General features: G+C 65.7%; 29 protein-coding genes, 1 tRNA gene and 2 pseudogenes. 3 read left to right on the top strand and 29 right to left on the bottom strand.

The window, feature by feature from the left end:
• Positions 1-2: 2 nt before the first annotated feature.
• From KCX70_RS21645 to KCX70_RS21540, 23 genes and pseudogenes are all read right to left on the bottom strand, one after another.
• Complete coding sequence (locus KCX70_RS21645) at positions 3-2,588, bottom strand: phage tail tape measure protein (RefSeq protein WP_212618793.1); 2,586 nt, start codon at positions 2,586-2,588, stop codon at positions 3-5.
• Positions 2,578-2,700 carry a GpE family phage tail protein gene (locus KCX70_RS21640; protein WP_045158054.1) on the bottom strand — a complete coding sequence of 41 codons (123 nt, stop codon included), beginning with the start codon at positions 2,698-2,700 and terminating at the stop codon, positions 2,578-2,580. Before KCX70_RS21640 ends, KCX70_RS21645 begins: the two co-directional genes overlap by 11 nt.
• Positions 2,701-2,708: 8 nt before the next feature.
• Complete coding sequence (locus KCX70_RS21635; protein ID WP_212618792.1) at positions 2,709-3,038, bottom strand: phage tail assembly protein; 330 nt, start codon at positions 3,036-3,038, stop codon at positions 2,709-2,711.
• 84 nt (positions 3,039-3,122) lie between these two features.
• Positions 3,123-3,638, bottom strand: coding sequence for a phage major tail tube protein (locus KCX70_RS21630; protein ID WP_045158052.1), 516 nt, complete (start codon positions 3,636-3,638; stop codon positions 3,123-3,125).
• A 47-nt stretch (positions 3,639-3,685) separates the two neighbouring features.
• Positions 3,686-4,876, bottom strand: coding sequence for a phage tail sheath protein (locus KCX70_RS21625; protein WP_212618791.1), 1,191 nt, complete (start codon positions 4,874-4,876; stop codon positions 3,686-3,688).
• Positions 4,877-5,028: 152 nt separating this feature from the next.
• Positions 5,029-5,616, bottom strand: a complete 588-nt coding sequence (locus KCX70_RS21620) for a phage tail protein (protein WP_212618790.1) — start codon at positions 5,614-5,616, stop codon at positions 5,029-5,031.
• Positions 5,617-5,629: 13 nt separating this feature from the next.
• Positions 5,630-7,378 carry a phage tail protein gene (locus tag KCX70_RS21615; RefSeq protein WP_212618789.1) on the bottom strand — a complete coding sequence of 583 codons (1,749 nt, stop codon included), beginning with the start codon at positions 7,376-7,378 and terminating at the stop codon, positions 5,630-5,632.
• 1 nt (position 7,379) lies between these two features.
• Complete coding sequence (locus KCX70_RS21610; RefSeq protein ID WP_212618788.1) at positions 7,380-7,994, bottom strand: phage tail protein I; 615 nt, start codon at positions 7,992-7,994, stop codon at positions 7,380-7,382.
• Positions 7,994-8,905, bottom strand: a complete 912-nt coding sequence (locus tag KCX70_RS21605; protein WP_212618787.1) for a baseplate J/gp47 family protein — start codon at positions 8,903-8,905, stop codon at positions 7,994-7,996. The genes KCX70_RS21610 and KCX70_RS21605 overlap by 1 nt, the downstream gene beginning before the upstream one ends.
• Positions 8,902-9,255, bottom strand: a complete 354-nt coding sequence (locus tag KCX70_RS21600) for a GPW/gp25 family protein (protein ID WP_212618786.1) — start codon at positions 9,253-9,255, stop codon at positions 8,902-8,904. The genes KCX70_RS21605 and KCX70_RS21600 overlap by 4 nt, the downstream gene beginning before the upstream one ends.
• The gene (locus KCX70_RS21595; protein WP_212618785.1) at positions 9,252-9,785 is read right to left on the bottom strand and encodes a phage baseplate assembly protein V; all 534 of its coding nucleotides are present in this window, start codon (positions 9,783-9,785) and stop codon (positions 9,252-9,254) included. The genes KCX70_RS21600 and KCX70_RS21595 overlap by 4 nt, the downstream gene beginning before the upstream one ends.
• 74 nt (positions 9,786-9,859) lie before the next feature.
• Complete coding sequence (locus KCX70_RS21590; RefSeq protein ID WP_045158161.1) at positions 9,860-10,312, bottom strand: phage virion morphogenesis protein; 453 nt, start codon at positions 10,310-10,312, stop codon at positions 9,860-9,862.
• The gene (locus tag KCX70_RS21585) at positions 10,309-10,797 is read right to left on the bottom strand and encodes a phage tail protein (RefSeq protein WP_212618784.1); all 489 of its coding nucleotides are present in this window, start codon (positions 10,795-10,797) and stop codon (positions 10,309-10,311) included. Before KCX70_RS21585 ends, KCX70_RS21590 begins: the two co-directional genes overlap by 4 nt.
• A pseudogene (lysC, locus tag KCX70_RS23365) lies at positions 10,794-10,985 on the bottom strand (Rz1-like lysis system protein LysC); the annotation flags it as partial. The gene KCX70_RS21585 and the pseudogene lysC, both read right to left, overlap by 4 nt.
• A complete protein-coding gene (lysB, locus tag KCX70_RS21580) occupies positions 10,900-11,343 on the bottom strand; it encodes an Rz-like lysis system protein LysB (RefSeq protein WP_212618783.1) in 444 nt (147 codons plus the stop codon). The gene lysB and the pseudogene lysC, both read right to left, overlap by 86 nt.
• Positions 11,340-12,155, bottom strand: a complete 816-nt coding sequence (locus KCX70_RS21575) for an N-acetylmuramidase domain-containing protein (protein WP_212618782.1) — start codon at positions 12,153-12,155, stop codon at positions 11,340-11,342. The genes lysB and KCX70_RS21575 overlap by 4 nt, the downstream gene beginning before the upstream one ends.
• Complete coding sequence (locus KCX70_RS21570; RefSeq protein WP_207619083.1) at positions 12,152-12,475, bottom strand: phage holin, lambda family; 324 nt, start codon at positions 12,473-12,475, stop codon at positions 12,152-12,154. The genes KCX70_RS21575 and KCX70_RS21570 overlap by 4 nt, the downstream gene beginning before the upstream one ends.
• Positions 12,459-12,917 carry a hypothetical protein gene (locus tag KCX70_RS21565; protein ID WP_212618781.1) on the bottom strand — a complete coding sequence of 153 codons (459 nt, stop codon included), beginning with the start codon at positions 12,915-12,917 and terminating at the stop codon, positions 12,459-12,461. The genes KCX70_RS21570 and KCX70_RS21565 overlap by 17 nt, the downstream gene beginning before the upstream one ends.
• Positions 12,908-13,117, bottom strand: coding sequence for a tail protein X (locus KCX70_RS21560; RefSeq protein WP_045158032.1), 210 nt, complete (start codon positions 13,115-13,117; stop codon positions 12,908-12,910). The genes KCX70_RS21565 and KCX70_RS21560 overlap by 10 nt, the downstream gene beginning before the upstream one ends.
• Complete coding sequence (locus KCX70_RS21555) at positions 13,117-13,581, bottom strand: head completion/stabilization protein (protein WP_212618780.1); 465 nt, start codon at positions 13,579-13,581, stop codon at positions 13,117-13,119. Before KCX70_RS21555 ends, KCX70_RS21560 begins: the two co-directional genes overlap by 1 nt.
• A 228-nt stretch (positions 13,582-13,809) precedes the next feature.
• Positions 13,810-14,517, bottom strand: a pseudogene (gene gpM, locus KCX70_RS21550) (phage terminase small subunit); the annotation flags it as partial.
• 3 nt (positions 14,518-14,520) lie between these two features.
• Positions 14,521-15,528 carry a phage major capsid protein, P2 family gene (locus tag KCX70_RS21545; RefSeq protein ID WP_212618778.1) on the bottom strand — a complete coding sequence of 336 codons (1,008 nt, stop codon included), beginning with the start codon at positions 15,526-15,528 and terminating at the stop codon, positions 14,521-14,523.
• A 30-nt stretch (positions 15,529-15,558) separates the two neighbouring features.
• Positions 15,559-16,419, bottom strand: coding sequence for a GPO family capsid scaffolding protein (locus KCX70_RS21540; protein WP_212618777.1), 861 nt, complete (start codon positions 16,417-16,419; stop codon positions 15,559-15,561).
• Between the two features lie 149 nt (positions 16,420-16,568).
• Here KCX70_RS21540 and KCX70_RS21535 point away from each other — a divergent pair, with 149 nt between their 5' ends.
• Positions 16,569-18,323, top strand: a complete 1,755-nt coding sequence (locus KCX70_RS21535) for a terminase ATPase subunit family protein (RefSeq protein ID WP_212618776.1) — start codon at positions 16,569-16,571, stop codon at positions 18,321-18,323.
• On the top strand, positions 18,323-19,381 hold the full coding sequence (locus KCX70_RS21530; protein WP_212618775.1) for a phage portal protein: 1,059 nt from the start codon (positions 18,323-18,325) through the stop codon (positions 19,379-19,381). The genes KCX70_RS21535 and KCX70_RS21530 overlap by 1 nt, the downstream gene beginning before the upstream one ends.
• A 929-nt stretch (positions 19,382-20,310) precedes the next feature.
• On the opposite strand, the gene KCX70_RS21525 is transcribed toward KCX70_RS21530, so the two are convergent.
• The 4 genes from KCX70_RS21525 to KCX70_RS21510 all read right to left on the bottom strand — a co-directional run bounded on the left by KCX70_RS21525 (position 20,311) and on the right by KCX70_RS21510 (position 23,699).
• Positions 20,311-20,386 (bottom strand) — tRNA-Thr (locus KCX70_RS21525).
• A gap of 75 nt (positions 20,387-20,461) precedes the next feature.
• Entirely contained in the window at positions 20,462-21,724 is a 1,263-nt protein-coding gene (locus KCX70_RS21520) for a methyltransferase (protein WP_392602943.1), read from the bottom strand.
• Between the two features lie 60 nt (positions 21,725-21,784).
• Positions 21,785-23,161 carry a TRAP transporter large permease gene (locus KCX70_RS21515; RefSeq protein ID WP_212618774.1) on the bottom strand — a complete coding sequence of 459 codons (1,377 nt, stop codon included), beginning with the start codon at positions 23,159-23,161 and terminating at the stop codon, positions 21,785-21,787.
• Complete coding sequence (locus tag KCX70_RS21510; RefSeq protein WP_212618773.1) at positions 23,154-23,699, bottom strand: TRAP transporter small permease subunit; 546 nt, start codon at positions 23,697-23,699, stop codon at positions 23,154-23,156. The genes KCX70_RS21515 and KCX70_RS21510 overlap by 8 nt, the downstream gene beginning before the upstream one ends.
• A gap of 195 nt (positions 23,700-23,894) precedes the next feature.
• Between KCX70_RS21510 and KCX70_RS21505 the strand changes: the two genes are divergently transcribed.
• A complete protein-coding gene (locus KCX70_RS21505) occupies positions 23,895-24,998 on the top strand; it encodes a TRAP transporter substrate-binding protein (protein ID WP_102852632.1) in 1,104 nt (367 codons plus the stop codon).
• A 70-nt stretch (positions 24,999-25,068) separates the two neighbouring features.
• Here KCX70_RS21505 and KCX70_RS21500 read toward each other — a convergent pair whose 3' ends face one another.
• Together KCX70_RS21500 and KCX70_RS21495 are read right to left on the bottom strand one after the other, a co-directional pair.
• Positions 25,069-25,494, bottom strand: coding sequence for an OsmC family protein (locus tag KCX70_RS21500; RefSeq protein WP_021208734.1), 426 nt, complete (start codon positions 25,492-25,494; stop codon positions 25,069-25,071).
• Between the two features lie 86 nt (positions 25,495-25,580).
• The gene (locus tag KCX70_RS21495; RefSeq protein WP_102852631.1) at positions 25,581-25,892 is read right to left on the bottom strand and encodes a DUF2388 domain-containing protein; all 312 of its coding nucleotides are present in this window, start codon (positions 25,890-25,892) and stop codon (positions 25,581-25,583) included.
• Positions 25,893-25,924 lie beyond the last annotated feature (32 nt).

Below are 25,924 nucleotides of genomic sequence, written 5' to 3'. Positions count from 1 at the left end.
TGTTACTCCTGGTCGCCAAAGGCCGAGCGCACGCGGGCAGCCTTGCCGCGCTCGCGCTCGTCCAGCAGCTGGTTGAACATCTGGCGCAGGCCTGCGGTGTCGGTACCGGGTGCCGCGTGGATGGTGATCTGGTAGGTGTCGCCCTGGACGACCATGGGCGCGCTGCTCGCTGCGGCGGATAGCGGCGGCCGGTTGTCCATGGCCATTGCCGGGCCGCTCATGCCGAAGCTGACGGCCCCGGCTGCTGCCAGCTGCTTGGCCATGGCGGTGACGGCGCCCAGCGGGCCGCCCTGGCCGCCCACCAGCCCCTGCTCCAGGCCCTGCATGGTGAAGCCGCCCAGCTCGGCGAACACGCGCGACGGCGAGTGGATGCCCAGCTTCTCCTTGAACCAGCCGACGGTGCTGTCGCCGACGCTGCCGATCGCGGCCTTGACGGCGCCGAGCTTGTTCTTGATGCCGTTGACCAGCCCGTCCAGGAGCATGCCGCCAAAATCCGAGAACTTGGCCGGCAACTCCACGCCGAAGTAGGTCATCAGCGCCGCGAAGGCGCGGTAGAACAGCCCCTGCGGGGAGAAGTTGAGGATCAGCGTGGCGATGCCGGAGAGGCCGCCGGCGAAGCCCTGCTTGATCTCCGCCCACAGGCCGAGGAAGAACGCCTTGACCGGCTCCCAGTTCCGGTAGATCAGGTAGGCCGAGGCCGCGATGGCGGTCACCGCCAGGCCGATGGGGTTCATCATCAGCGCGCGACCGATGAACAGGATCGCCTTGCCCACCATTGGCAGGACGACCTTGCCCAGGTTGAGCAGAACGGTACCCAGGCTCGCGCCCTTGATGCCGAATAGCGTCAGCGCGTAGCGCGCCATGGCGAACGGGCCGAGGAAGCTGGCCAGGCCCAGGGTGACGGCGCCGAAGCCAGCGGCCAGCGCTGCCACGCCGGCCACGGTCTTGATGATCTGCCCGGCGAGTTCCGGATTGGCCTCGACCCAGTCGGTCACGCGGCCGATCACGCTGTTGAAGCTCTCGAACAGCTCCACCAGCGTGGGGCGCAGGGTCTCGCCCAGGGTGGCCGAGAGGTTGAAGGCGCGGTTCTTGGCCATGTCCATGCGTGCCGATATCAATTCGGCGCGGATGTCCGCTTCGCGCTGCATGGAGCCCGAGCCGGCGGTGGAGTTGGCCATGTCCAGCTGCCGGCGGTACTCGCCGATGTTCTGGGCCAGCTTGGCGGCGTCGTCGCCGAACTCCTTGCCGAACAGCTGCGTCGTGACGCCGAGCTGCTCGGCCTTGGGCAGCTTGTTGATGGCGTCCAGGACCTGCTGCAGCGTGCCCGTCGCGTTCTCGGCCATGCCGCTCTGCAGCGCCTCGGCCTCGAGCCCGAGGGCCTTGAGCCCGGCCTGGAAGCGCTTGGGCTGCTGGGTGGCGATCGCCAGCTCGCGGATCATCGCGTTGGTGGCGGTGCCGGCCACCTCAGCGGTGGCGCCCAGGGTGAGAAAGGTGGAGCCCAGCGCGGCGGCGTCCTTGTAGCTCATGCCCACCGAGGCGGTGACGCCGGCGGTGCGCTGCAGCACCTCGATGATGTCCGCGCCCTTGGACTTGGCGTTGTCGTCCAGGTAGTTGATGGCGTCGCCCAGCTGGCTGACGTTCTGGATCGGGATCTTGTACAGGTCAGCGATGCGCGCGAGGTTCTCGCCGATCTGGTCGGCCGGCAGCTCGAACGCGGTGGCGGCATTGGCGGCCACCTCGGCGAACGCCAGCAGGTTGTCCTTGCCGGACACGCCCATGCGCGCCGCGCCTTCGACCAGGGCGGCGATTTCGGTGGTGGCCATGGGGATGCGCTCGGCCATGGCCTTGATGGCGTCGGCCATCTCGAAGTAGGTGCTGGTGAGCTGCCCATTGCCGTCGCGGGCGCCTTCCACCTGCTTGGCCACGCCGGCCATGGCGTCCTCGAAGCCCATGTAGCTCTGCACGGTGCTGAGCACCGGTACGCCCATTGCGGCCCCTGCAGCGGCAGAGCCTGCACCGGCGCCGGCCATGCTGCCGGCGAGCTGCTGGGTCTTGTCGTACTGAGACCGGGCCAGTGCGAGCTGCTTGGTCTGCGCGGTCAGGCGCTGCATGCGCCGGCCCTGCTCAGTGATGGTCTGGTTGGTCTGCTCGATGCGTTGGCGCAGGTCGCGCTCGTGCTGGCTGAGATTGCGCGTGCTGATGCCGGCGGCGCCGAGCTTGTTGCGCAGGCCCTGGAGCTGCACCTGCTGCTCCTGGTGTTGCCGCTTGAGGGCGGTGGCTTCGCGGATGGCGCCCTTGAGGTCGCGGGTCATCTGCCGGGTGGGCACGCCAGTGGCAGCCAGGTCCTTGCCGAGGGCCTTCACGCGCTCGCGGGCGGCCTGCAGGGCGGTTTCGGTCTGCTCGCTCGCGGTGCGCAGGGTGCGCCAGCTGCTGACGTCGCGCTGTTGTTCCTGCAGCGTCTTGAGCTGGTCGCGGGAGTCCTTGAGGGCGCGGCCGAGGCCGACGCTCCCCTGGGTGATGGCGCGGATCGGCCGGGTGGCTCGGTCAATGGCCTGGAGGATCACCTCCATCTTCAAGTCATTGGCCATGCTTCAGCTCCCAGCGTGTTCTGGCCCGCTCGCGCCATTCGATCAGATCAGAAAGGGCCAGCGGGTCCATGTCCGCCGGCGCCCAGTGAAAGACCACGGCCAGGTCGGCCATGGCGTCTTCTACGCAACGAGGGCAGCTTCCTTCGCCGACTTCTGCAGCAAAAAACCGGACACCGCGACACCGCAGGCCATCAGGTCGGCCGGGTCCATTGCGCCGACCTCGTGATCGGTGAGGCTGGGGGTGCTGATTCGCGGCAGCACCTTGCGCAGCGCGAGGACGTCCATCTGCACCAGGTCGACCAGGGTGACGCCGCGCAGCTCGCCGCTCATGGGCTTGCGCAGGGTGATGCTGTCGTGGGTGGTCTCGCCGCGCTTGATGGGGGTGTCGAGCGGGATGACGGTCTCATTGGGGTTCTTGGCCTTTTCGGCGGTGGTCTCGGTGGTTTCCATGGGGTTGCTCCTTGGGTGCGTTGGGGCCGCAAGCAGGGGCGCTGCTGACGGATTGCGGAAAGGGGGGCGCTGGCTGTGCACGGCTTAGATGCCGAGGGCCCTGCGGTGCTCTGCCAGGCGGTCGTCGCCGTCGACGATGTAAACGAAGTTGAGCAGGTCGATCTCGATGAGGACCTCACCGTCGACGCTGAGCTTGTAGTAGGTCAGGGCGGTGGTGATCTTGTGCTCGGTGTCTTCGCCGGGCTCGGCGTCGCCGAAGTCGATCTCTTCATGCCGGCCGCGGGTGACGATCTCCACCGCGCTGACTTCGCCGGTGTCGTCGCGCTGCACCGAGCCGGAGAAGCGCAGCTGCACGCCGTCGACCCGGGTAGCGCCGAACTGGCGCACGGCGATCAGGTCCCAGCCGCCGAGGGTCCACTCCAGCTGCAGGCCGTCGTCGCTGTGGCCCATGTCGACCTTGACCGGGCCGTCCATGCCGCCGCCCCGGTAGGCCTCCAGCTTGCGCCCGAGAACCGGCAGGGTGACGGCCTTGGCGATGCCGAGGTAGCTGTTGCCGTCGTTGAACAGATTGAGGTGCTTGAGTTTCTTGGGCAGGGCCATGGCTGGGCTCTCCTACGGCGCGGCCTGGGCCGCGCGGGTGAATGGGGTCAGGCGTTGACGGCGGCGGCGAAGTCGACGAGGTAGCGGTCGGTGATGCGCTGGCGCAGCAGCAGGTTCTCCAGCGGCGGTACCGGGGTGTAGTCGTAGTCCAGGTACAACTTGCCGGCCTTGAGCGTGGTGGCGTCGTTGGCGGCCTCGTCGTACCAGCACTCGCCGCCGATCAGGTAGCCGTTGCGGACCAGCTCGCGGAGCTTGGCGTTGATGCCTTCGACGATGTCGCGCACCAGGGAGGCGTGCATGGGCTTGTCCACCGCCCAGAAGTGCGCCTCGGCCATGGTGTCTGCCAGCACCTGGGCGGTGCGGGTGTAGTTCTCGAAGGCGAACAGCGGGTCGGCGCTGCAGGTGCGCGAGCCCCAGAAGCGAAAGCCGTCGCGGCGGATCAGCGTGGTGACCTCGTCGGCGTTGAGCAGCCCGGCGTCGGTGGCAGGGTTCTGCAGGTCGAAGTAGATGTCCTTGCTCAGGCCCGATACGCCGTTGACCGGCACGTTGGAGAGGGTCTTGTGCCAACCGACCTGCTCGTCCAGCTTGGCGCGCAGGCCCAGGGCGCGGGCGATGGCGCTGGCCGGTGCGTTGGCGTTCGCCACGGTGTCCCAGGAGACGAAGTCCGGCCAGATGAGCATCAGCTCACGCGCACCGAAACCGGCGCGGTAGGCAATGGCGTCCGATACCGTTTCGCAGCCGTAAGCGTTGGCATAGGCGAAGCCGCGCAGCTTCTCGGCGATCGCCACCAGCTCGGTGGTGACCGGCAGCGAATCGAGCCCAGGCACGCCGAGAATGCGCGGTTTGACGCCGAGCTGGGCCTCCGCCGCCAGCAGCGCCTTCATGCCCTGGTATTCGCCAGTGGCGCTCACGCCGCCGATGATCTTGCTGACCTGGTCAGCTTCCTTCGCGGCATCGTCGACGCCTTCGCCATCGGCCACACGCACCACAACGGTGACCGGCGAGGCCTGGTCCGCGATGGCATCCAGGCTGCGCGCCAGGGTGCCCAGCTCACCGGCGGAACCGGAGGCGGAGAGCACGTCGGTGAGCAGCACCGGCTTGTTGAGGGGGAACTTGACCGCATCAGCATCCGACGCGGTGCAGACCATGCCCACCACGGCGGTGGAAACGGTGCGAATGGGGCGGGTGCCCTCGTTGATTTCGAGGACGCGGACGCCGTGATGGTATTCGGTGGCCATGGGGTTGAGGCTCCTGGGCGAGTGCCGGATCAGTGAGCCTTGAGGGTGACGCGCGCGCGCAAGGGGCGCACGCGGCGGGCTGTGTAGCGAAGTTGGCTACAGCACGGACAAGAAAAAGCCCCGGCTTGCGGGGCTGTTCTTCCAGCAATGAATCACGCCGCGGCGTTGCCGACGCCTGCCACTGCCGCCTCGATCGCAGCGATGGTCTGCTCGGCCAGCTGCTGCGCCTGCTCGACCTCGCCGGCGGCCATCAGCGCGCGGATCTGCTCCTTGGCGGCCAGCCGTGTTTCGCGGATGACGTACAGCGCCTCGGTGTACGCCGCGGCCTCGGCCAGGATGCTGTCTGCGGCCTGCTGCGCCGTACGGCCGTTGATGGCCCAGGCGGCGACGGTGCGGGGCACGTTTTCGGCTGGATAACCCGCCGCTTTGAACTGAGCCGCTTCGGCTGCTGCGCGTTCGTATTCCACTGTTCTCGTGGGGTCGCCGACCACTGCCGCTCGGGCGGCATCAGCGGCGAAGTCGATGTGCTCGCACAGTGCACTGGCGCTAGGGACAAGCGGCGGCGGGTCGATAAGGATCGGCAACCCCTCCAAGTCATGCCCACGTACCTTGGCGGGATCGGGACTAGCGATCACCGTGAGATATCGCTCCTCGGATATTTCGACCGCATCGTCCGGCATAGCACCATCGTGCATGCCAGCGAGATAGGTTGAGCCGGTTTTTTTGCTGTAGTAACGCATGATCCCCCCTTATCTAGCGCCCAAGCGCTAGCCAGAAAATTGGCCCGGTTGCATAAGGCGATGTGCTTACGTCCCGCACCACCTTGCCACCAGAAACGCTCGTCGGAATGCTGTAGACGGCAGTCGGCTGCGTTCCTGGCGTCTCGGTTTTCAGGTTCGCCAGCATCCCAAAGACCTCAGTGACAAAGGCGACAGGGAAAGAAACGCTCTGCACGCCATCAGCCGCAACATTCGGTACCTCGCCCCACTGCAGGCCAAAGCCAAAAAGCCAGCTCGGCAGGAAAAAATAGCCATTCGTCCCGAAACTGTAGGCGATGCCCATGCGCAGCTTTTTTGGGGTCACGATGGTGGCGTCATCGGTGCCAGCATTGGTCTGCGCCTGCGTTGCGACCTTGGCGACGCCGATCACTGTTTCCGTGGCTTGCACGACGATTTTCGCGATGGCTTGGAAGACCCTCAGCGGGCTCATCCACTTCGAATTATCCGTGCCGGTCTCTGCGTCGACCTGCGACGCCGCGTTGCCACTATGCGACAGTTCAATCCAGGGGCCTGGGTTCCCGTTGCTGATGGTCCTCTCGTAGTAACCACTCGCCTTGTTCAGATCCCAAAGGCTCTGCCGTACGTAGCTGCCATCGGGGGCTTTTTCTACACGAACCCCCCAGTAGGCACTGTAAGGGCCGTCGGTCACGCCGCTTGTGGCGCGGTAAAAGCCGGTGGCCTGTGTGTAGACGTTGAGCGTGGCATGTGGCCACGTAGCGCAAGCCCCGCCCAATCCATACTTGGCGAGCAGTTGAAGCGACCGAAGCGGGCTCATCCAACGATCGGCTATCGATCCGGCCTCGGCCTCGGCCTGCGTTGCCGCCGTGCCGGAGTGCATGAACTCCTCCCATGCACCCAACGAACCATTGGCGCGCCGGAAAAACGCGCGCTGGCTGCTGCGCGAGTAATAGCGCTGGCTTACCAGGCCAGCACCGCCACGCCGTACTTCGACGAAACCCGGCTCCGCGATAGGAAGACCGACAGCGGTGCCGTCGACCCGATACAGACCCGACGGCGTATTGGTGTCGCCCACCGTCGTAAGAAGCGGCGCCGTAGTGGAGCCGAGCCCGTATTTTGTCATTACCTGAAAAACCCGCAGTGGGCTCATCAGTGTTTCATTGTCAGTTCCGCCCTCGGCCTGCGTCTGCGACGAAAACCGCTTGGTAATTGCTTGCCAGACGCGCAACGCCGTCATGATCTTGCTGTTGTCCGTTCCAGCCTCGGCATCTGCCTGCGAGGCCCGGACGGTCAGGTCGTCGACGTACTTGCGCGTCGCTAGCACCACGCTCGGGTCGATTTTCAGCTGAATGTTCTGGGTGCTGCTCACCAGGATATTGAGGCGCACCACCTGGGTGCGGCCGCTGCCCTGGGCCAGTTCGGGCTTGAAGGTCGGCGGGCAGTTGGCGACTGCAATCAGGTCGCCCGCTTCGTCATACAGGCCGATCTCGCGAATCCACCAGCCGCCAATGTGCTCGGGGATGACCTGCTCGGCGATGATGATCGCGCTGTTGTTCGGGTCGATGCTCAGCTGGTTGAGCGGTGCCCGGCGGCGCTCGTTGATCAGCGCCGTCTGTGTGCGGCTCGGCATCGGTTCGGCGCCGTTGGCATCGCCGACGCCGAGCTGGGTGATGTTCAGGTTGACGCCCAGGGCGGTGGCGTTGGCCAGCTTGGCCTCGCCGACAGCGGTGAGCATGGCCATGTATTGCGAGTTCTGGTCTGCCATATCAGCGGATGTCCATGGTGTCGATGACGTGTTCTCGCGCGCCCCAGGCCAGCGTGCCGCCGACCTCGATGTCACGCGATGCGGGTGGGTAGACGGTGAGTTCGTCGCCAGTGGTGAGCGCGGCGCCGATGTAGGCCGTGCCGGTGATGTCCAGGCCGATGGCCAGGCCCACCAGGTGGCGGCTGACGGGCTTGGCGTCGTCGATCAGCCAGGTCAGTTCCTGGTACATCTCTTCGGTGATGCCGGTATCCAGCACGCCGACCAGCAGGCGGAAGGTGCCGGGCGTGCCGAGCGGCTGCTCCTCCCACCACTCGCGCACTTCGATCAGGTAGCCCAGCGGCTCGACGACCCGGCGCAGCGCGCCGATCGTGCCCTTGTGGGCATGGATGAAGAACGCGGCCTTAATGGCGTCGCGCTTGGCGCGCTCGGGCCAGGCGCTGGACCAGCGATCGACGGAAAACGCCCAGGCGAGGTACGGCAGCAGCTCCACCGGGCAGGTGTCTGGGTTCCAAAGCTGGCGCAGCGGTACCGGGACGCGCTCGATCTGCGCGAGGGCCTCGGCGGCGAGGCGCTCCAGCTCGCTGGCGTTGGGTGGTAGCAGGCCGAGGCTCGCCATCAGGCCTCCGCCACCGTGACGATGAAGCCAGTGCAGTACGGCGCCTGGGTTTCGGTGGCGACCACGTCGACCCAGCCGGGCAGCACTACGCGCTTGACGCCCTCGATGTGCAGGGCGGCGTCCAGGGCGGAACGGTTGATCTCCTGCCCCAAGCGGCGGCGCTGGCTGACCAGGGCGAGCCCGCGGGCCTCGGCGGCGGCGCGGATCGGCTCAGCCTCGGGGCCGACGGTGTTGAGGTAGAGCACGGCGTTGACGCTGTAGGGCAGCACTTCCGCGCCTTGAACGGTGAGGCGGTCGGCGACCGGGCGGCGGTCTTCGTCGCTGAGGTAGGCGTCCACCGCGGCGAGCAGCTCGGGATCGGCGCTGCCGTCGCCCAGGGCGCTCTGCACGGTGACGATGACCTCGGCCGGGTTGGGGCTGATGCAGGAGGCGTCGGCTACACGGCCATCGGCGCTGCGCGCGTGGAAGATGTAGGCGTTGCGGGGGCCGGCGGTGCTCAGCCCCTCCATGGCCATCTGGATGCGCTCGCGCAGGGGCTCGTCCTCTTCCTTTACCGCCGCAACTGGCGGCACGGCGCTGGGGCTGGCCGGGGTGACGATCAGGCGGGCCACGTTGAAGCGCGCGCCGATCTGCTCCAGGTCCGCGCCCTTGGCGAACGGCAGCATGACGGCCAGTGCGGCTTCGTTGACGCGCTGCCGCCAGATGGTTTCGCGGTAGGCGTTCTCCTGCAGCAGCTTGGTGAGCGGCTCGGATTCCAGCGCCAGGGTGGCGGCGACCTCGGCCTGCTTGTCGGCTGGCCAGAGGCTGATGGCGAAGGCCTTGCGCTCGGCGAGGATGGCTTCGTAGTCGATCGGCTCGACCACGTCGGGGGTCGGCAGCTGGGCGAGATCGATCGGGATAAAGGTGCTCATGCGGCGGCTCCCAGGGTGAGCGGCACGCGCAGGCTGAGCGGCTCGTTGGTGTCGATATGGTTGCCTTCCACGTCCAGGTAGGCCTGGCCGGGCTGCTCGCCGAGGCTGAGCTGCACGCGGTTCAGGCGGATGCGCGGTTCCCAGCGCATCAGTGCCATGGCCACGGCGGCGTAGGCCTGCAGGCGGGTGGCGTCATTGAAGGGGGCGTCGATCAGGTCCGGCAGCAGGCTGCCGTATTCGCGGCGCATCACTCGGCTGCCGACCGGCGTGGTGAGCACGTCGGCGATGGATTGCGCCAGATGCGTAGCGCCGGTGATGGCGCGGCCCGTGGTGGCGGCGAGGCCGATCATTGCGGCGCTCCCGTTGTGCTCGGGCCGCTCTGCACGCCGCCGTGTACGTGGTTGACCAGGCTGATGCCAGCGGCGAGCACGTCTTCGCTGACGGTCACGGTGCCGGCGATATCGACGTTGCCGAGGATGGTGACGCCGCCCGGTGCGGTGAGCTGGGCCTGGCCGCCGGCCGGCAGGACGGCCAGCAGACGCTTGGCGATGCTGTCGTACTCGATGACGGCACCGTCGCGGTAGGTGCGGCGGTGCAGGCCTTCGCGGTCGCCGTTGGCCGGGATCAGGTCAGAGAACAGGCCGGTCAGCGCCACGCCTTGGGCGAGGTTGCCGGATGGGCTCAGCAGCACCACCTGCTCGCCGATGGTGGGCGGGTCCCACTCGCGATCGGCCCCGGCGCGCAGGTTCAACCAGGGGCGCCAGGCGGTGGTGATGTTGCCGCTTTTCACCTGGACGCGAGGCGGCTGCATCTGGACCGCTTCGATGGTACCGAAGCGGACGATGTTTTCGAGCAGGCGGGCGAGGTCGGCAATGTTCATGCCGCTGATGCTGCGGCTCGCGCGCGCGTGGCGCACGGTGCTGAGCCTGTAGCGCGGGGTGCTACAGGGTGAGGTCAGCGGGTGAGGTGTTCCAGGAGCTGGTCGCGGATCAATTCCAGGTCGGCATCGGTGAAGCCGAGCAGCTCGCGGCGCTCGTATTGCACCTCGGCCTGGCCGCGATCGGGACGGTCGCGCAGGCCGTACTGGTGGACGCGGGCGATGCGGGCCACGCGCCCCATGAAGCTGATGGCGATGGCGTCCGGGGTGCTGCGCAGCTTGAGGTGCGCGGCCTGGCGCAGCTTGGTGAACATCTGACGTTTGATGCGTCCGACCTTGCCGCGCAGCTTGCGGGGCTTGCGTGGAGCGTACGGGGTGCCGTCCGGGTTGCGCTGGCTGGCCACGCGCTGCTGCTGGCTGCGGCGCAGCTCGCGGCCGATCTGCTGGTTGAGCTGGCGGCGGGCACCGGGCTCCAGCCGGGCCAGCAGAACGCCGGCCCAATCTTCCAGGGCGTGCAGGTTGTCGGTCATGGCGTGGGCGCGCCCCATTGGGCGATCACTTCGCCGCTTGGGGTCTCCAGGCGCAGGCCGTCGAGAGTGAAGGTCTCCTCGAACAGCTCGGGCTCGTTGGGGTGGTTGACCTGCAGGCTGCCGTCGTCTTGCTTCTTGACGATCACCCGCTCGGTGAGCGGCAGCTTGAGCGACAGGTCGACCTTGCTGTTGTCCAGGACGTCCGCCTCGAAGGCGATGGCAGTCTCGCCCTTCTCCAGGTTGGTGAGCAGCTCGGGCTGGTTGACCAGCAACCAGGCCAGCAGGGGGATTGCCACGGCGTCCGGGTGGCCGGCGTAGTCGGTCAGGATGATGTTGAGCGTGTAGCTGTACTCGAACGAGAGCCCAGGCGCCGCGGTGCTGCGGATGGTGCCGTTGTCGATGAACACCAGCAGGCGGTCGGGATTCTTGTGCAGCTCGGGCACGGCGGCGAGCAGGTGTGCGCGCAAGGCGCTGGGCTTGTTCATGGCCGGGCGCCTCGTTCGTTGTGGTCGACGATGATGTCCACCTTCGCGGCGCATTCGCCCCAGGCGGCCATGAGGTAGTCGCCGTCGTCGCTCAGCTCGCCGTTACTGGCCGGCGCCGCCGGGGTCAGCGTGCAGCGCGTCACGACGGGACAGCCACTGACGGTAACCTGCGGCTCCGGTGATGGCGGGGCGCTCGTGCAGGCGGCGAGCAGCATCAGGCAAAGGCTGAGCAGCCCAAGTCGCATGGGTTGAGTCTTCACGGCGGCGTTCCTTCTTCTTGAGCTGATCGGTGGCCTGGGCCTGGCGCAGGTCGCTGAGCGTCTGCTGCAACGCGAGTTGGTCGAGGCGCTGGGTGGCGACCTCGCCAGTGAGGCGGGTGATGGTGGCGGCCTGGTTGGCGTTGCGCTGCTGGGCGGTCTTCAGGCGCTCGCTGGCGAGATCCGCCTGCGCCTGGGCGGAGTCGATGCGCTGCTGCTGCATCCAGATCAGCAGGCAGAGCGCGGCGACCAAGGCGAGGCCGTACAGGAGCTGGCGGGCGGTGGTCATGCCGCGCGCTCCTGCTCGCCGGCGAACTGGGCATAGGCCCGGGCGAGCTTCACGTCGTAGAAGTTGCGGGCGTAGTTCGGGCCGTTGTAGATCCGAGCAAACGACTTCCAGTTGCGTGCCTTGAGCGCCTTATGCAGCGCCGGATCGGTTTCGATGAAGGTGACGAAGGCGTCGAGCTGGGCGGCCTCGCTCAAGGCCATGGTGTCCGCGAAGTGCTGGGCATCCAGGTAGCCGAGGCGCTGCCAGTGGTAGCCCATGATTTGGAACAGGCCCCAGCTGGCGGACTCGAGCGCGGCGGCCGCGTGGATCTGCTGTGCCTGGGCGAGACGCTGATGCTCGGCGGTACCGCCGATGTAGCCGCCTGACTTGCGGTTGATCAGGGCGGGATGCTTGGCGGCCAGTGCGTCCGCCTGTGCGGCGCCGACGCCGTAGGCCAGCAGGCGCTCGAACATCACGTGCCGCTCGAACAGGATCACTGGTCGGCCGTTGCTGGCGAAGCCCTCGCCGCGGCTCTCCACCTGATTGACGGCCATAACGCTGGCCAGCGGCACGCCGAGGCGGTCGGCAGCCTGCTGGAGGTCCTTCCGCTTGAGGTAGCGCGAGGTGTCGTAGCCGTGAAGCGCCGCCAGTGTCTTCGGGCCGGCGACGCCATCGTCCACCAGACCGGCGCGGCGCTGAAAGGCAACAACGGCGCGCTCGGTCTGCTCACCGAAGTCGCCGTCCACGGCCACAGCGAAGCCGGCCAGCGTGAGTGCGGCCTGCAGGTTGCGCACGGCGAGGCCGCGCGAGCCGATGATCAGCAGCTCGCTCATACGCCTTCCACCTTGCGCTCGAACAGGCGCTTGGCGCCGGCCCGGACGCCTTCGGCGCCGACCAGGCCGATGATGCCGCCGAAGAACGGGGCCGCATCCAGCGGGATGCCGAACAGCGCCAGGCCGTTGCTGGCGGCCAGGGTGATCAGGCCGCAGACGACGGACTCGATGGCGATCCGGCGTAGCGAGCCGCCGCCGAGCATCAGCCGCGAGCCGGCGATGCCCATAGAGAGCGCCGCGGCGTAGATGATGGGGTAGTTTTCCTGTACCCAAGCGGCCAGACGCGCCAGGGTTTCCGGTTGGTCATGCATGCGCTTCATTCCACTGTCCGTTGAGCGTGAGGGTGTTGATGTGCTGGGCGACTTCGCCCAGCTGAGCCGGGCTGTAGCGCTGGGGCATGGGGAAGCCGAGCGCGGCGGCGCAGAACTCGCTGCAGAACCAGCGGCGCCGGCTGTGCAGGCCGACCGGCAGCAGCTGGCTGCCGAACAGGCCGAAGAAGTCGTAGCCCTGCCCGGCGTTGGCGCGGAACACTCGGGCGATCTGGCGATAGTCCGCCCAGGGCAGCGGGATCAGGTCCCAGTGTTCGAGGTTCAGCTCGATGTGCTTGGCGCGCACGCCGCCGTCCATGGCCGAGGCGGACAGCCAGCGACCATCGGCCAGGACCAGCTCGCAGTGGCTGTACTTGGAGCGCGTCCAGAGGCGAACCAGGCGGTTGAACAGCGTGCCGCGGCCCTTGTAGAGGGCGAGGTAGATCAGTCCCATAGGTTCACCACTTGGCGTTGTTCGGCTTGCGGGGCGGCATCCGGCAGGGTGACAGCGGTGCCGTGGGGGATTACGGGGCCGAGATCGGCGAGACCGGGGTTGGCGTCGAGGACGGCCTCGGTGACTCCGGCGGTGCGGCCGTAGTACCGCCAGCAGATGGCGTCGACGGTGTCGCCCTGGTTGGCGATCACGGTGGTCATCAGAGCAGCTCCACCGTGGTGTGGCTGATGCCGAGGATGCTGCGCAGGGCGTGGCGCGCGTCGCGGCGCAGCTCGTCGATGTTGGTGCTGTCCTCGGTGGCCTTCTGCTCGCCGCTGTTGGTGGCGTCGAAACTGCGGTAGCGCTCGACCAGTTCGGCGGTGGCGCGGCAGTAGATGGTGCGGCGGTATAGGTGCAGCAGCTGGCTTTCGCCCTTGATCTGCGGTGCCGGCACGTTGGCCAGGGTGGCATGGCCTTCTTCAGTACGGGCGCGGCGGTACAGGTCGAGCTCGCGGTTGGCCTCGATCATGGCGTTGATCGCGGCGACCTCGATGCGCTCGGGGGTGACGCTGGCGTCCAGGCGCATGGCCGCGCGCAGGTCGAGGCAATCGATCGCCGGCCAGAAGGCGTCGTTCTCGATCGTGTGCTCTGCGGTGGTGGTGCCGGTGGCGATAAATCCGCTCATGCCTATCGCTCGAATGGGTCGGCGGTGGTCGGGGCTTCACGACGAGGCCAAGGAGAAAACCTGTCGATCCGCCCCGAGCCGCCGGGTGCGTGGGGACGCTCAGTTAGCGGAGGGCTCGCCGGTGCCGGTGCTGGCATCCGGAGCGCCCTGGTCGGCTTCGGCGCCCTTGGCCTGGTCGGGCTGGGGCTGATCGTCTGCCAGGGGCTCGCCGGTACCGGTATCGGTAGGCGCGCTTTCCGCGTGTTTCTTGAGGAGGCGCTCGGCGCGCTCCAGATCCTTCTTGCCACCGCAGCTGTTGTGCAGCTCGATGGCGCGTTTGAGCAGGTCGATGCCGAACTGCAGCCAGGCCCGTTCGTCCGGGGTGAGCGTTTCGGCGTCGTAGTTGAGCTGGGCCAACTGGGCGCGGCCTTGGGCGAGAACCAGCTTGGCGCGGGCCTCGTCGGGCATGTCCTGGTCGGCGGTGAGCTCGGCGGTGCGGTTGAGGGTTACCAGCGGGAAGGGTTTGCCGGCCTTCTGGGCGTTGAGCGCCGCCGTGGCGACTTCCTCGGCTACCAGGCAGCCGGTGGTGCGGTTGAAGCGATCCGGCATCACCAGCTGGTGGCGCAGCACGTACTCGGCGATCTGCAGGCCGCCGTCGAAGTCGCTGGCGTCGAAACGCCAGACCATGACGGTGACCAGCACGTCGTCCTGGGCGCCTTGGCCTGCCGAGAGCACGCCCTCGATGTAGGGGACGTAATCCGGCAGCAGCTCGACCTTGAGCTTCGCCTTGCCCTCCGTCGACTGCACCTGCTTGAGGCGGAACTGGTCCTGTTGCAGCTTGGCCAGCATTACCTCGTAGCTGGTGGCACCTTCCATGAGCGTGGCGGGAGCGGCGGCTGCCGCCTCCTGGGCTGCGCGCTTGCGCAGCTGGTTACGTTGGGCAAGGGTCAGGCTCATGGCTTACACCTTCTCGATCTTCTCGACCAGGGCGACCAGGCCGAGGTCTTCCACGACGTAGGCGTCGTTGGAGGACTGGTAGTCGGCGATGCGGTCGTATTCCGGCTCGTCCTTGAGGTGGCGGCGGCGGGCGCCTTCCTGCCAGTAGATCGACAGGTTGCTCAGGGTGGTGACCAGCACGGTGCCGTCCGGGAAGTAGGGGGCGTCGACGATCGGCAGGCCGCCCAGCCGGGCGCGGGTGACGATCTCTTGTGCGGCGTTCTCTTCCTGGTTGGAGGTGGCGCCTTTCTCGACCGCGGCCAGCAACTTCTCGTGCATCAGGTTGCGCGAGACGATGACGATCAGGTCAGGGTGGCTGCGGTGCCACGGGTCCAGCATCTGGACGGCATCGAAGACCAGACCATCGAGGGTCTTGTAGTCCCCGGTGGTGCCGACGGTGACCTTGCCTACGGTGGCGCCTTCATCGAGCACGCGATCCGGAGCCTTGGTGCGAATCTTCTGCAGCCAGCCGATGTTGACGTCCTGGCGCAGCGGGTAGGTTGCCGCGTTGGTGGCCGCGGCGGCGGAGACGCCGTTCCAGCCGATCATCAGGCGGTCAAGGGCCTGCCGCTGGGCGATGGCCGCGGTGAGGCGGGTCTGGAAGTCCGGGAACTTGGCCCAGGCATCGAGCAGCACGTAACGGAAGGCGCTGTCGAAGTTGGTCTGCTTGCAGGTGTAGTCGTCCTTGGACAGAGCCTGATGCTCGCCAGGGTTACGGCGGTTGCCGCCTGCGGTGTCGGTACGGCTGGCGATCGGGCCGTTGACGCCCAGCAGCAGGGCCTCGCCCGACTGCTCCATTACGCCGATGACGTTTATGCGGCCGAGCAGGGCGGTGGATTCCTGGATGGCAGTCTCGAGGTTCTGCTGCACGCTGGGCTCGACGTTGAACTTGACGGCGGCGCTGTCGACGCCGTTCAGCTTGGCTACCTGTGCCAGGTAGCCGTTGTAGGCGATTCGGGTTTCGTTACGCATGGTGTGCTCCGAGTGGGCGCTGGTGATGGGTCAGAACTTGGCCAAGGCTTTGCCGTCGCCGCCGGTGGCGGGTGGGCGCTGCTGTTGGCTGTGGTCCTCGGTATCGCTGAGGCGCGTGACCAGGTCGGCCAGCTCGGTTTCGAGCTTGTCGACCTTGGCGCTCAGCTCCTGGCGAGCCTTCTGTTCTGCGGTGAAGGCTGCGCCCTGTTCCTGGGCGTGCGAGGCGAGGGCCTCAACCGCTTCGGTCAGCTCGGAGAACTGGGCGTCGTCCTTGTCGGCTTTGTCCTTGCTCTTGCCGAGGGCTTCCATCACGCGGGAGAACAGACCGGCGACCTTGCTCTCGCTGTCGGTGACCTCGTCGAATTCGAGGGCAACTTCGATGGCTTCGGAGAACAGGTTTTCGGGGTCGTTCTTCCGCGCCTTGAGGGGGTTGGCGTCGGGGTGCTGGGCGCTAAAGGTGAGCATCTCGGTACCCAGGCTGGCTGGGGTGTCGGTGACGGCGATGCCGTCCAGGTAGGCGCGACCGGTGTCGGCGAACTTCGGGCGGATCTCGATGCTGGTGAAGATCTTCTGCCGCGCCTTGTTCAGGGCGATGAGGTCGGCGGTCGGCTCGATCTGGGCGAACAGGGCCAGCTTCTTCTTGCCGGCAATCTCGACTTCTTCGGTTTTCAGGGCGACGACGTCGCCGTAGGCCTTGAACGGGCCGTCCGGCAGCAGGCTGCGGAAGTGCTCCAGCCAGACGCGGGCGCCGTAGGTGTTCGGGTTGTAGGTTTCGGCAGCATCCACCAGCCATTGACGTTCGATGGTGCGGCCGTCGGTGGTGGCGCCTTCGACGGCGACGCGGAAGAACTTGCTGCGGTACTTCTTGGCGGTGGGGTTGCTTGCGGCCATGGGGCTTTCCTCAATCCGGGGCTGTGGGCCTTTCGTTGAGGGCATGGTCGGCACCCGGCGGGGGCGCGGCAACGCGGTTGGCGTGTAGGACAGAGCGATACAGGACGCGCCGGTAGGGGCTCGCGCGCGCGAGCGGCAGCATCGGCGCCATGAACGCTATCGTCGAACTCCCTACCGATCACCGCCGCCACGCCAAGCACCTGTATTGGCAGGGCTACCGCGTCTGCGAGATCGCCGAGCTGCTCGGCGAGAAGGAGAAGACGCTGCACAGCTGGAAGACCCGGGACGAGTGGGACCGGGCTACGCCGTTGGAGCGCATCCAGGCGGCAACCGAGGCCCGCCTGGTGCAGCTGATCCTCAAGGAACCGAAGAGCGGCTCGGATTACAAGGAGATCGACCTGCTCCACCGGCAAATGGAGCGGCAGGCCCGAATCCAGCGCTATCAGGACGGTGGTACCGAAACCGACCTCAACCCGGAGCTGGCCAAGCGCAACGCCGGGGAGAAGCGTAAACCCAAGCGCAACGACATCACAGAGGAGATGGTCGAGAAGCTCGTCGAGGCGTTCCTCGACGGGTGCTTCGACTACCAGAAAGACTGGTACCGAGCAGGTAACCAGCGCACTCGGGCCATTCTCAAGAGCCGGCAGATCGGCGCGACGTTCTACTTCGCCCGCGAGGCGTTGATCGATGCGCTGACCACCGGGCGCAACCAGATCTTCCTGTCGGCCAGCAAGGCGCAGGCGCATATCTTCAAGGCGTATATCCAGGCCTTCGCCCGCGACACGGTCGGGGTTGAACTCACCGGCGACCCCATCATTCTGCCGAACGGCGCCGAGATGCACTTCCTAGGTACCAATGCGCGCACCGCCCAGGGCTACCACGGCAATTTCTACTTCGACGAATTCTTCTGGACGTTCAAGTTCAACGAGCTGAACAAGGTGGCCAGCGGCATGGCCATGCAGAAGCAGTACCGGCGCACCTATTTCTCGACGCCCAGCTCGATGGCGCACGAGGCCTATTCGTTCTGGACGGGCGAGCGCTTCAACAAGGGCAAGCCGGCGGCCAAGCACCTCAAGCTGGATGTGAGCCACGACGTGCTGCAGCAGGGGCGGCTGTGCGAGGACCGGATCTGGCGGCAGATCGTCACCATCCTGGACGCCGAAGAGCGTGGCTGCGACCTGTTCGATATCGACGAGCTGCGCCTGGAGTACGACGCGGCGGCCTTCCAGAACCTGCTGATGTGCCAGTTCGTCGACGACGGGGCGAGCATCTTCCCGCTCAACCTGCTGCAGCCGTGCATGGTGGACAGTTGGTCGGTGTGGACGGACTACCAGCCGATGGCCATGCGGCCGTTTGCCGATCGGCAGGTATGGGTGGGCTATGACCCGGCCGAGTCTGGCGATTCCGCCGGCCTGATCGTAGTGGCGCCACCGCTGGTACCGGGCGGCAAGTTCCGCGTCCTGGAACGGCATCAGTTCCGCGGGATGGACTTCAACGCCCAGGCCGAGACGATCCGCCAGGTGACGCGCCGCTACTGGGTGACCTACATCGGCATCGACACCACCGGTCTGGGCAGCGCGGTGGCGCAGCTGGTGCGCCAGTTCTTCCCGGGCTTGAAGACTTTCTCCTACAGCCCTGAGGTGAAGACGCGCTTGGTGATGAAGGCCTGGGACGTGATCAGCAAGGGCCGGCTGGAATTCGACGCCGGCTGGACTGACCTGGCGTCGTCGCTGATGGCCATCCGCAAGACGGTTACGCCGGGAGGGCGCCAGTTCACCTATACCGCCGGGCGCAATGAACACACGGGCCACGCCGATCTGGCTTGGGCGCTTTTCCACGCACTGCACAACGAGCCGCTGGAGGGCCAGACCGTGGCCAACACCGGCATCATGGAGATTTACTGATGAGCAAACGTCGCAACCGTAACCAGCAGGTGGCCACCACTGACCAGGTGCGCGAGGGCGAGGTGCTGGCCAATGGTGAGGGCGGCCAGTCGATGGCCTTCACGTTTGGCGATCCGATGCCAGTGCTCGATGGCCGCGAGATCCTGGACTACCTGGAATGCTGGGCCAATGGCCGCTGGTACGAGCCGCCGGTCTCGCTGGACGGACTGGCGAAGTCGTCGAAGGCGAGCGTCTATCTACAGTCGGGCCTGATCTTCAAGCGCAACGCGCTGGCCCGCACCTTCATCCCGCACCGTCTGCTCAGCCGGGCGGCCTTCGAGCAAATCGTCATGGACTGGGGCTGGTCGGGCAACCTGTACCTGGAGAAGCGCGACAACATGCTGCGCCAGGCGATCGGCCTGCAGCCCTGCCTGGCGAAGTACATGCGGCGCGGTACCGACCTTGCGACCTACTACCAGGTGCGCGGCTGGAAGGACGAGCACGAGTTCAAGACCGGCAGCATCTGCCATTTGCGGGTGGCGGATATCAACCAAGAGATCTACGGGCTGCCGGAGTGGCTGCCGGCGCTGCAGAGCGCGCTGCTCAACGAGAGCGCCACGCTGTTCCGGCGCAAGTACTACCAGAACGGCAGCCATGCCGGCTTCATCCTGTACATGACCGACGCGGCGCAAAACGAGGACTTCGTCACCGACCTACGTAACGCGATGAAGAACAGCAAGGGCCCTGGCAACTTCCGCAACCTGTTCATGTACGCGCCGAACGGCAAGAAAGACGGGTTGCAGCTGATCCCCATCAGCGAGGTGGCGGCGAAGGATGACTTCGGTGCGATCAAGAACATCAGCCGCGACGACCAGCTGGCGATGCTGCGCATCCCGCCTCAGCTCATGGGCGTGGTACCGCAGAACGCGGGGGGCTTCGGTTCGATCCGGGAAGCGTCCCAGGTGTGGGCGGTCAACGAGCTGGAGCCGGAGCAGGCCCGGCTGCGGCAGATCAACGATTGGCTGGGGGAGGAGGTGGTGCGGTTTAACCCTTATGAGCTGCCGGCCACCGTCAGCTGAACCGCTCCCGCACGAAGCAAGCCGCCCATGAGGCGGCTTTTTTTTCGCCTGGATTCGTCAGCTCGGTGGCCACCACCACTAAATACGAAGTCAGGACAGTTACACCTCACATCGACTGTGACCTCTCCCCTGACCGGAGAACGATACATGTACAGCATGATCCTCTTCCCCGGCGACATAGCCGTCGACAGCACAACCCATCGCTGGTTGATGACCGTCGGCAACATCGCCTACTTCATCCCTCGTTGATGACCCGGAGACCCCGGCGGCAGACACGCCGCCGGGAGTCATCCAGCACCCGGCGCGCGCGCTCGTCCCCCCGCCACGCCCCCGGGCTAAATGTGTCTTTTTTTCTGCGCGCCTGCGGACAGCTCTATGCGGCCCAGGCAGTGGGCTGATGGCTGGGTATGAGGTAGAGCAAAACCCTGCGTTTCCCTGCAGGAAGAGCGGTTCTGGACGCTCCCGAGCTGTATCCGGGGGATGGGCTTATGGGGGGCGATTTTCAGAAAGAGTAATTTCTGCAATCTGGTTGCAGAGCGACCCTGGAGGCCGCGTCGTTCGGGGCTTCTGAGATTACAAAGGGAGGTAACTTAGAGGTAATCAAAAAGGTAATTTTTTCTAAGGTGCTGATTTTCAAGGCTTTTTTAGAGGCCCGATATCACCCTATAAAAGAGTAACCAGATTACCTTTATGTTACTTGGAAGTTACCTTTTCCCATCGCCGGAAAAGCCTTGCAGATCAGGGCTTTGCGCCCGTTTCCCGGTCGATGTTACGGAAATTACTCTTTCTGCAGACCCCCCACTACCTGAGAAAACAGCCTCACGTGTGGGGCGCACGCGCATGTACGCGTCGGTCCTGCTTGTTACGTGGCTTGTTACGCTAGCCTGCGTCGGCATCAGCCTTGATCGGGCTGGAAGCCTTGGTATTCGTGGTGCCGGCACCAGGAGTCGAACCCGGGACCTACTGATTACAAGTCAGTTGCTCTACCAGCTGAGCTATACCGGCGAAAAGATGGGCGCCATTATAGCCATTGCTCGCGGCGAGTAAACCGTTTGTTGCCAGTTGTTTGCACGGCTTTGTTCAAGTGGTTGCGTGTGGGTGGACGAGCTCTGCCACCAGGATGAGGTTGCGCGGTGTCAGCTCGGCCGGGCAGAAGGTGCCGAGATGGACGGCGTAGCCGTTTTCCGCCAGCAGCAATGCACGGTCGAGGGCCAGCCAGAGCTCCAGTGGCCGGCGGAACAGCCCGCGCAGCAACTCGAGGTTGCGTACTTCAGCGAGGCGTTGCCAGCCGTGGCTTTCGAGCGTAGGCCAGTCCCGGGGCGCCGGTTGGGGTAGCGATTTCAGCGCTGCGAGATCCCGACAATAGTGTTCGAAGTCTTTCTTCAGCCAGCTTGCCGGCAATGAGGGCGTTGGCAGGTATTGGTCGACGCCGCGCAGTTCACGTTGCAGCAGGTCGAAGCCCAGCCGCCAGGCCATCGACTGGTCGCGCTGGCGGCGTTCGCGGGCTCCTGCGGTGACCGTTTCGTTGAGCGGGAGTCCGAGATCGTCGCGCGACAGCGAGAGGGCCGATTGCGCGGCGCGGTTCGACAGTGGGCGGTAGTGGTCGCCCTGGATGCGGTTGTAGCAGCAGGGTGCGATTGCCAGCTGCCGGCAGCCCCAGGCAATGCTCTGTTCGATGAGGCGCACATGCAGGTCGCCGCAGGCGTGCAGGGCCACCGGGGTTACGGTTGGGCCGAGGCGCGCGGTCACGCTGTCATGCATGACGTCCTGCTGCCGGTGCTCGGCGTCGATGCCCAGCTTCACGCTGAGACGCTGCCCGGCCTCGACCAGTGCCGGGTCCCACTCCAGACAGGTCACCGCGTCCCCATGCAGGGCCAGGCTCCTTCCCAGATGGCCCTTGCCGGCGCACCAATCGAGCCAGTGCTGCGGGCGCTCGTGAAACCTGAGCGCCGAACCGAAAGCCTGTATCTGCAGCCATTTGCGCCCGGGTACATCGACAGACTGTCGAGGATCGGCCACTGCGTCCGGTGCATGAGCTATCGGCTCCAGCTCGGTCAGGCTGGCGACTTGAGCGGCCAGCTGCGGAAACGGAGCGGGAGCCGTGAGGTGGGTCGGGTGGTTGTGTACCGCCTCGGCTTGCGCCAGGGAGCGGCCGCGCAGCCATTCGGCTAGCGCTGGATGGTCGGCTTCCCAGTCGAGGCGTCGGTGGGTGAAGGGGCGAGGCCGCCACAATGCCTGATGGCGGAGCAGGAACGCGTCGAGCCGCTGAAAGCGGTCGGCGAGTTCCGAGAGGCTGAACGGGTGGCTGGGCATGACGGCTCGGGGCTGGCGGCTGTGGCTCATGATCGCGCCGAAACCCCTGGCCGAAAAGCCAGACGCCCGTCGCAACGGGCGTCTGCCGGATTACTTGCCGTAGACCTGCTCTGGCAGCCAGGTGACCAGGCCAGGGAACTGGTAGGCGATGACCAGGAGCAGCAGCTGGATCAGGATGAAGGGTATGACGCCCTTGTAGATGGTGCTGGTGGGCACCGATTTCGGGGTCACGCCGCGCAGGTAGAACAGGGCGAAGCCGAAGGGTGGCGTCAGGAACGAAGTCTGCAGGTTCAGCGCGATCATCACTCCAAGCCAGATCGGGTCCAGGCCCATGGCCAGCAGCACAGGCCCGACGATCGGGACGACGACGAAGGTGATCTCGATGAAGTCGAGGATGAAGCCGAGCAGGAAGATTACCAGCATCACCACGAAGAAGGCGCCGAGCACGCCGCCGGGCAGCTGGGCGAACACGTCTTCGATCAGCACCTCGCCACCGAAACCGCGGAAGACCAGCGAGAACAGCGAGGCGCCGATGAGGATCAGGAACACCATGGCGCTGATTTCGGTGGTGCCGTAGGCGACTTCGCGCAGTTGGACGAAGTTGAGCTGGCGCTTGTACACCGCCAGAATCATCGCGCCGAGGGCACCGAGCGCGGCTGCCTCGGTGGGGGTCGCGTAGCCCGCGAGAATCGAGCCGAGCACTGCGCTGATCAGCAGCAGCGGTGGAACCAGTGCGTTGGCGAGCCTGCCCCATTCGATCGGGCCGAGCTCCTCCTGCGGTAGCGCCGGCAGTTTCTTCGGCTGAAAGATCGCCACACCGATGATGTAGAGGATGTACAGCCCGACCAGCAGCAGCCCTGGCAGAAATGCACCGACGAACAGGTCGCCGACCGAGACGGTCTTCGGCGAGAAGATGCCGAGCTTGAGCTGCGCCTGCTGGTAGGCGCTGGACATCACGTCGCCCAGCAGAACCAGCACGATCGACGGCGGAATGATCTGCCCGAGGGTGCCGGTGGCGGCGAGGGTGCCGGTCGAGATGGCCGGGTCGTAACCGCGGCGCAGCATGGTCGGCAGGGCCATCAGGCCCATGGTCACTACCGTGGCGCCGACGATGCCGGTGCTGGCCGCGAGCAACGCGCCCACGACGCACACGGAGATCGCCAGGCCGCCGCGCAGCGTGCCGAACAGGCGTGACATGGATTCAAGCAGGTCTTCGGCGACCCGGCTCTTTTCCAGCATCACACCCATGAAGACGAACAGTGGCACGGCCAGCATCGTCTGGTTGTTCATGATGCCGAACAGGCGGTTGGGCAGGGCGCTCAGGTAGCCGGCATCGAAGGTGCCGGTGACGATGCCGAGGCCGGCGAAGAGCAGCGACACGCCGCCAAGGGTAAAGGCGACCGGGTAGCCGGCCATCAGGGCTGCGCAGATGCAGACGAACAGGAGAATCGCCATCAGCTCAGCCATGCTTCACCTCCGGGGCCGGCAGGCGACCCGTCATGATGTAGCCAGCCTTGATGATTTCGGCGATGCCCTGCAGCGCCAGGCAGACGACCAGGATCAGGATGATACTTTTCTGCAGGTAGACGAAATGCAGGCCTCCGGTCTCGCTGGAGCTCTCCAGCGTCGCCCAGGAGTTGGTCACGTAATCCCAGCTGGCCCAGCCGAGAAACAGGCAGACCGGCAGGAGGAAAAGCAGCGTGCCGAGCACCTCGACCAAGGCCTGGTAGCGGGGGCTGAAGCGTTGATAGAAGATGTCGACGCGGACGTGACCGTTGCGCTGCAGTACCCAGGCCGCGGCGCCCATGAACACCAATGCGTGGGCGTATAGAACGGCTTCCTGCAGCGCGGTGGCGCCGATGCCGAAGCCGTAGCGCAGCACGACCACGACCGCGGTACCGATGACCAGAAACAGGGTAAGCCAGGCGCAAGCCTGCCCGAAGCGGGCGTTCACCGCATCGATCGCCCTGGCGAGACCGAGCAGTGGGGGGGCATGTTTCGACATTGCAGATCCTTTATTGTTATGGCCCAGACGGCCGGCGATTCTAGGTGGCTGCGTTACAGTGTCGCAACCGGCAGTACTACGTACGTAGTCGCGGTACGTAGTCACGAAGCTTGAGCGAAAGATAGCCATATGATAGCTAGAACCACCTGAGTTCGGGGTCCCGATATTCAGCATTACAACAACAAGGAGTCATCCATGAAACGTCGTCAAATTCTGGCCGCCGCTGGCGTTGGCTTGGCCGCAACCGCTCTGGCCGGTTGCAACAAGGAAGCCGAGAAGACCGCGGGCAAAGCCGAAGGCACCTCCGATACCGAGAAATTCCACTGGAAGATGGTCACCTCCTGGCCGAAGAATTTCCCCGGTGTGGGCGTCGGCGCGGAAAACTTCGCCAAGCGGGTCAACGAAATGAGCGGTGGCCGGCTGACGGTCAAGGTTTACGCCGCCGGTGAGCTGGTCCCGGCACTGGAAGTCTTCGATGCCGTCTCCCGCGGCACCGCCGAAATGGGTCATGGCGCGCCTTACTACTGGAAGGGCAAGGTTCCGGCGGCACAGTTCTTCTGCGCCTTGCCATTCGGCCCGAACGCGCAGGAAATGAATGCCTGGCTGCACTACGGCGGCGGTATCCAGCTGTGGGAAGAGGTGTACAAACCCTACGGCGTGCTGCCGATGGCCTGCGGCGCCACTGGCGTGCAGACGGCCGGGTGGTTCAACAAGGAGATCAATTCGGTCGATGACTTCAAGGGCCTGAAGATGCGGACCCCGGGCCTGGGTGGCGAAGTGCTGACCAAGATGGGCGGTACCGTGGTCAACATGCCGGCCGGTGAAATCTTCACCGCGCTGCAGACCGGCGCCATCGACGCCACCGAGTGGATTGGGCCATACAACGACCTGGCGCTGGGCCTGCACAAGGCGGCGAAGTACTACTACACCCCGGGCTGGCAAGAGCCGAACGTGACCTTCGAGCTGGACGTCAACCTGAAGGCCTGGGAAACCCTGCCGGACGACCTCAAGGCGATCGTACGTTCGGCTGCGCGCGCGGTGAACGGCGACATGCTCGACGATTACAACGCCAAGAACATGGAAGCGCTGGAGCAGCTGCGCGAGCAGGGCGTCGAAGTGAAGCGTCTGCCCGATGAGGTGCTGGCGCGCCTGAAGGAAGTCGCTGCCGAAGTGGTCGATGCCTCCGCGGCCGCCGATCCGGTGGCCAAGAAGGTTTGGGACCAGCAGAGCGCCTACCTCAAGCGTCTGTACGAATATGCCGAGTTGAACGAGAAGGACATCTACAACATCCGCGGCTGACCCGAGCCGCCGGCCGCTGGCCGAAACGAAAACGCCGCCCATTGGGCGGCGTTTTTGTATTCACGGACCTTCAGCTTTCCAGCGTCGCGTTCAGGCTGATCTGCGCGTTGAGGACTTTGGAAACCGGACAGCCTTCCTTCGCCTGGTTGGCGATCTGCTGGAAGCGCTCTTCATCCGCGCCGGGTACCTTGGCTTTGAGCGTCAGCGCGATGGCGGTGATCGAAAACCCTTCGCCATCCTTGTCCAGCGTCACTTCGGCGGTGGTGTCGATGCGTTCGGCAGTCAAGCCAGCCTGACCGAGCATCATCGACAGCGCCATCGAAAAGCAGCCAGCATGGGCCGCGCCGATCAGTTCTTCGGGGTTGGTGCCTGGTGCGCCTTCGAAGCGGGTATTGAAGCCGTAAGGGTTGTCCTTCAGTGCCCCGCTCTGGGTGCTGATGGTGCCTTTGCCGCTTTTCAGATCACCTTGCCAGACGGCCGATGCGGTTTTTTTCATGTCGCCTCCGATGCTGTGGGTGTGTGGATGCCGGTCGGCCTGCTGGCTGGCCGCACGTATGCCGGGCGGCCAGCCGGTCCGGAGCCTTACTGCTGCTCGGCGGCGAGAATGGCGTTCGCCAGCTGCATGTCGCTGGCCTGAAGCGCCGGCTGCTCGCTGCGCACCTTCAGCAGCATGGCTTCGAGGTAGGGCCCGCGTATCGCGCCGTCACTGGCGACGAAGCTGCCAGCGTCCTCGCGCGCCGCAGCGACCAGCTTGTCGTCATGGAAGGTCATGTAGGTGGAGGCAGTGGTCGCGCCCGAAGACAGGACCTGTCTAACGAAGCTGCTGTCCGCCATTGCCGCGCCAAAAGGAAGAACACTCAAGGTAATTGCTGCCGTCAGTAGGGTCTTGCGCATGTTTGGTGCCTCCGCTTGATTCTCAACTAAAG

The organism is Stutzerimonas stutzeri (assembly GCF_018138085.1).
Taxonomy (GTDB): Bacteria; Pseudomonadota; Gammaproteobacteria; order Pseudomonadales; family Pseudomonadaceae; genus Stutzerimonas; species Stutzerimonas stutzeri_AI.
Note: the sequence above shows the minus strand (reverse complement) of the source record. Positions and strands in the feature narration are given on the sequence as shown.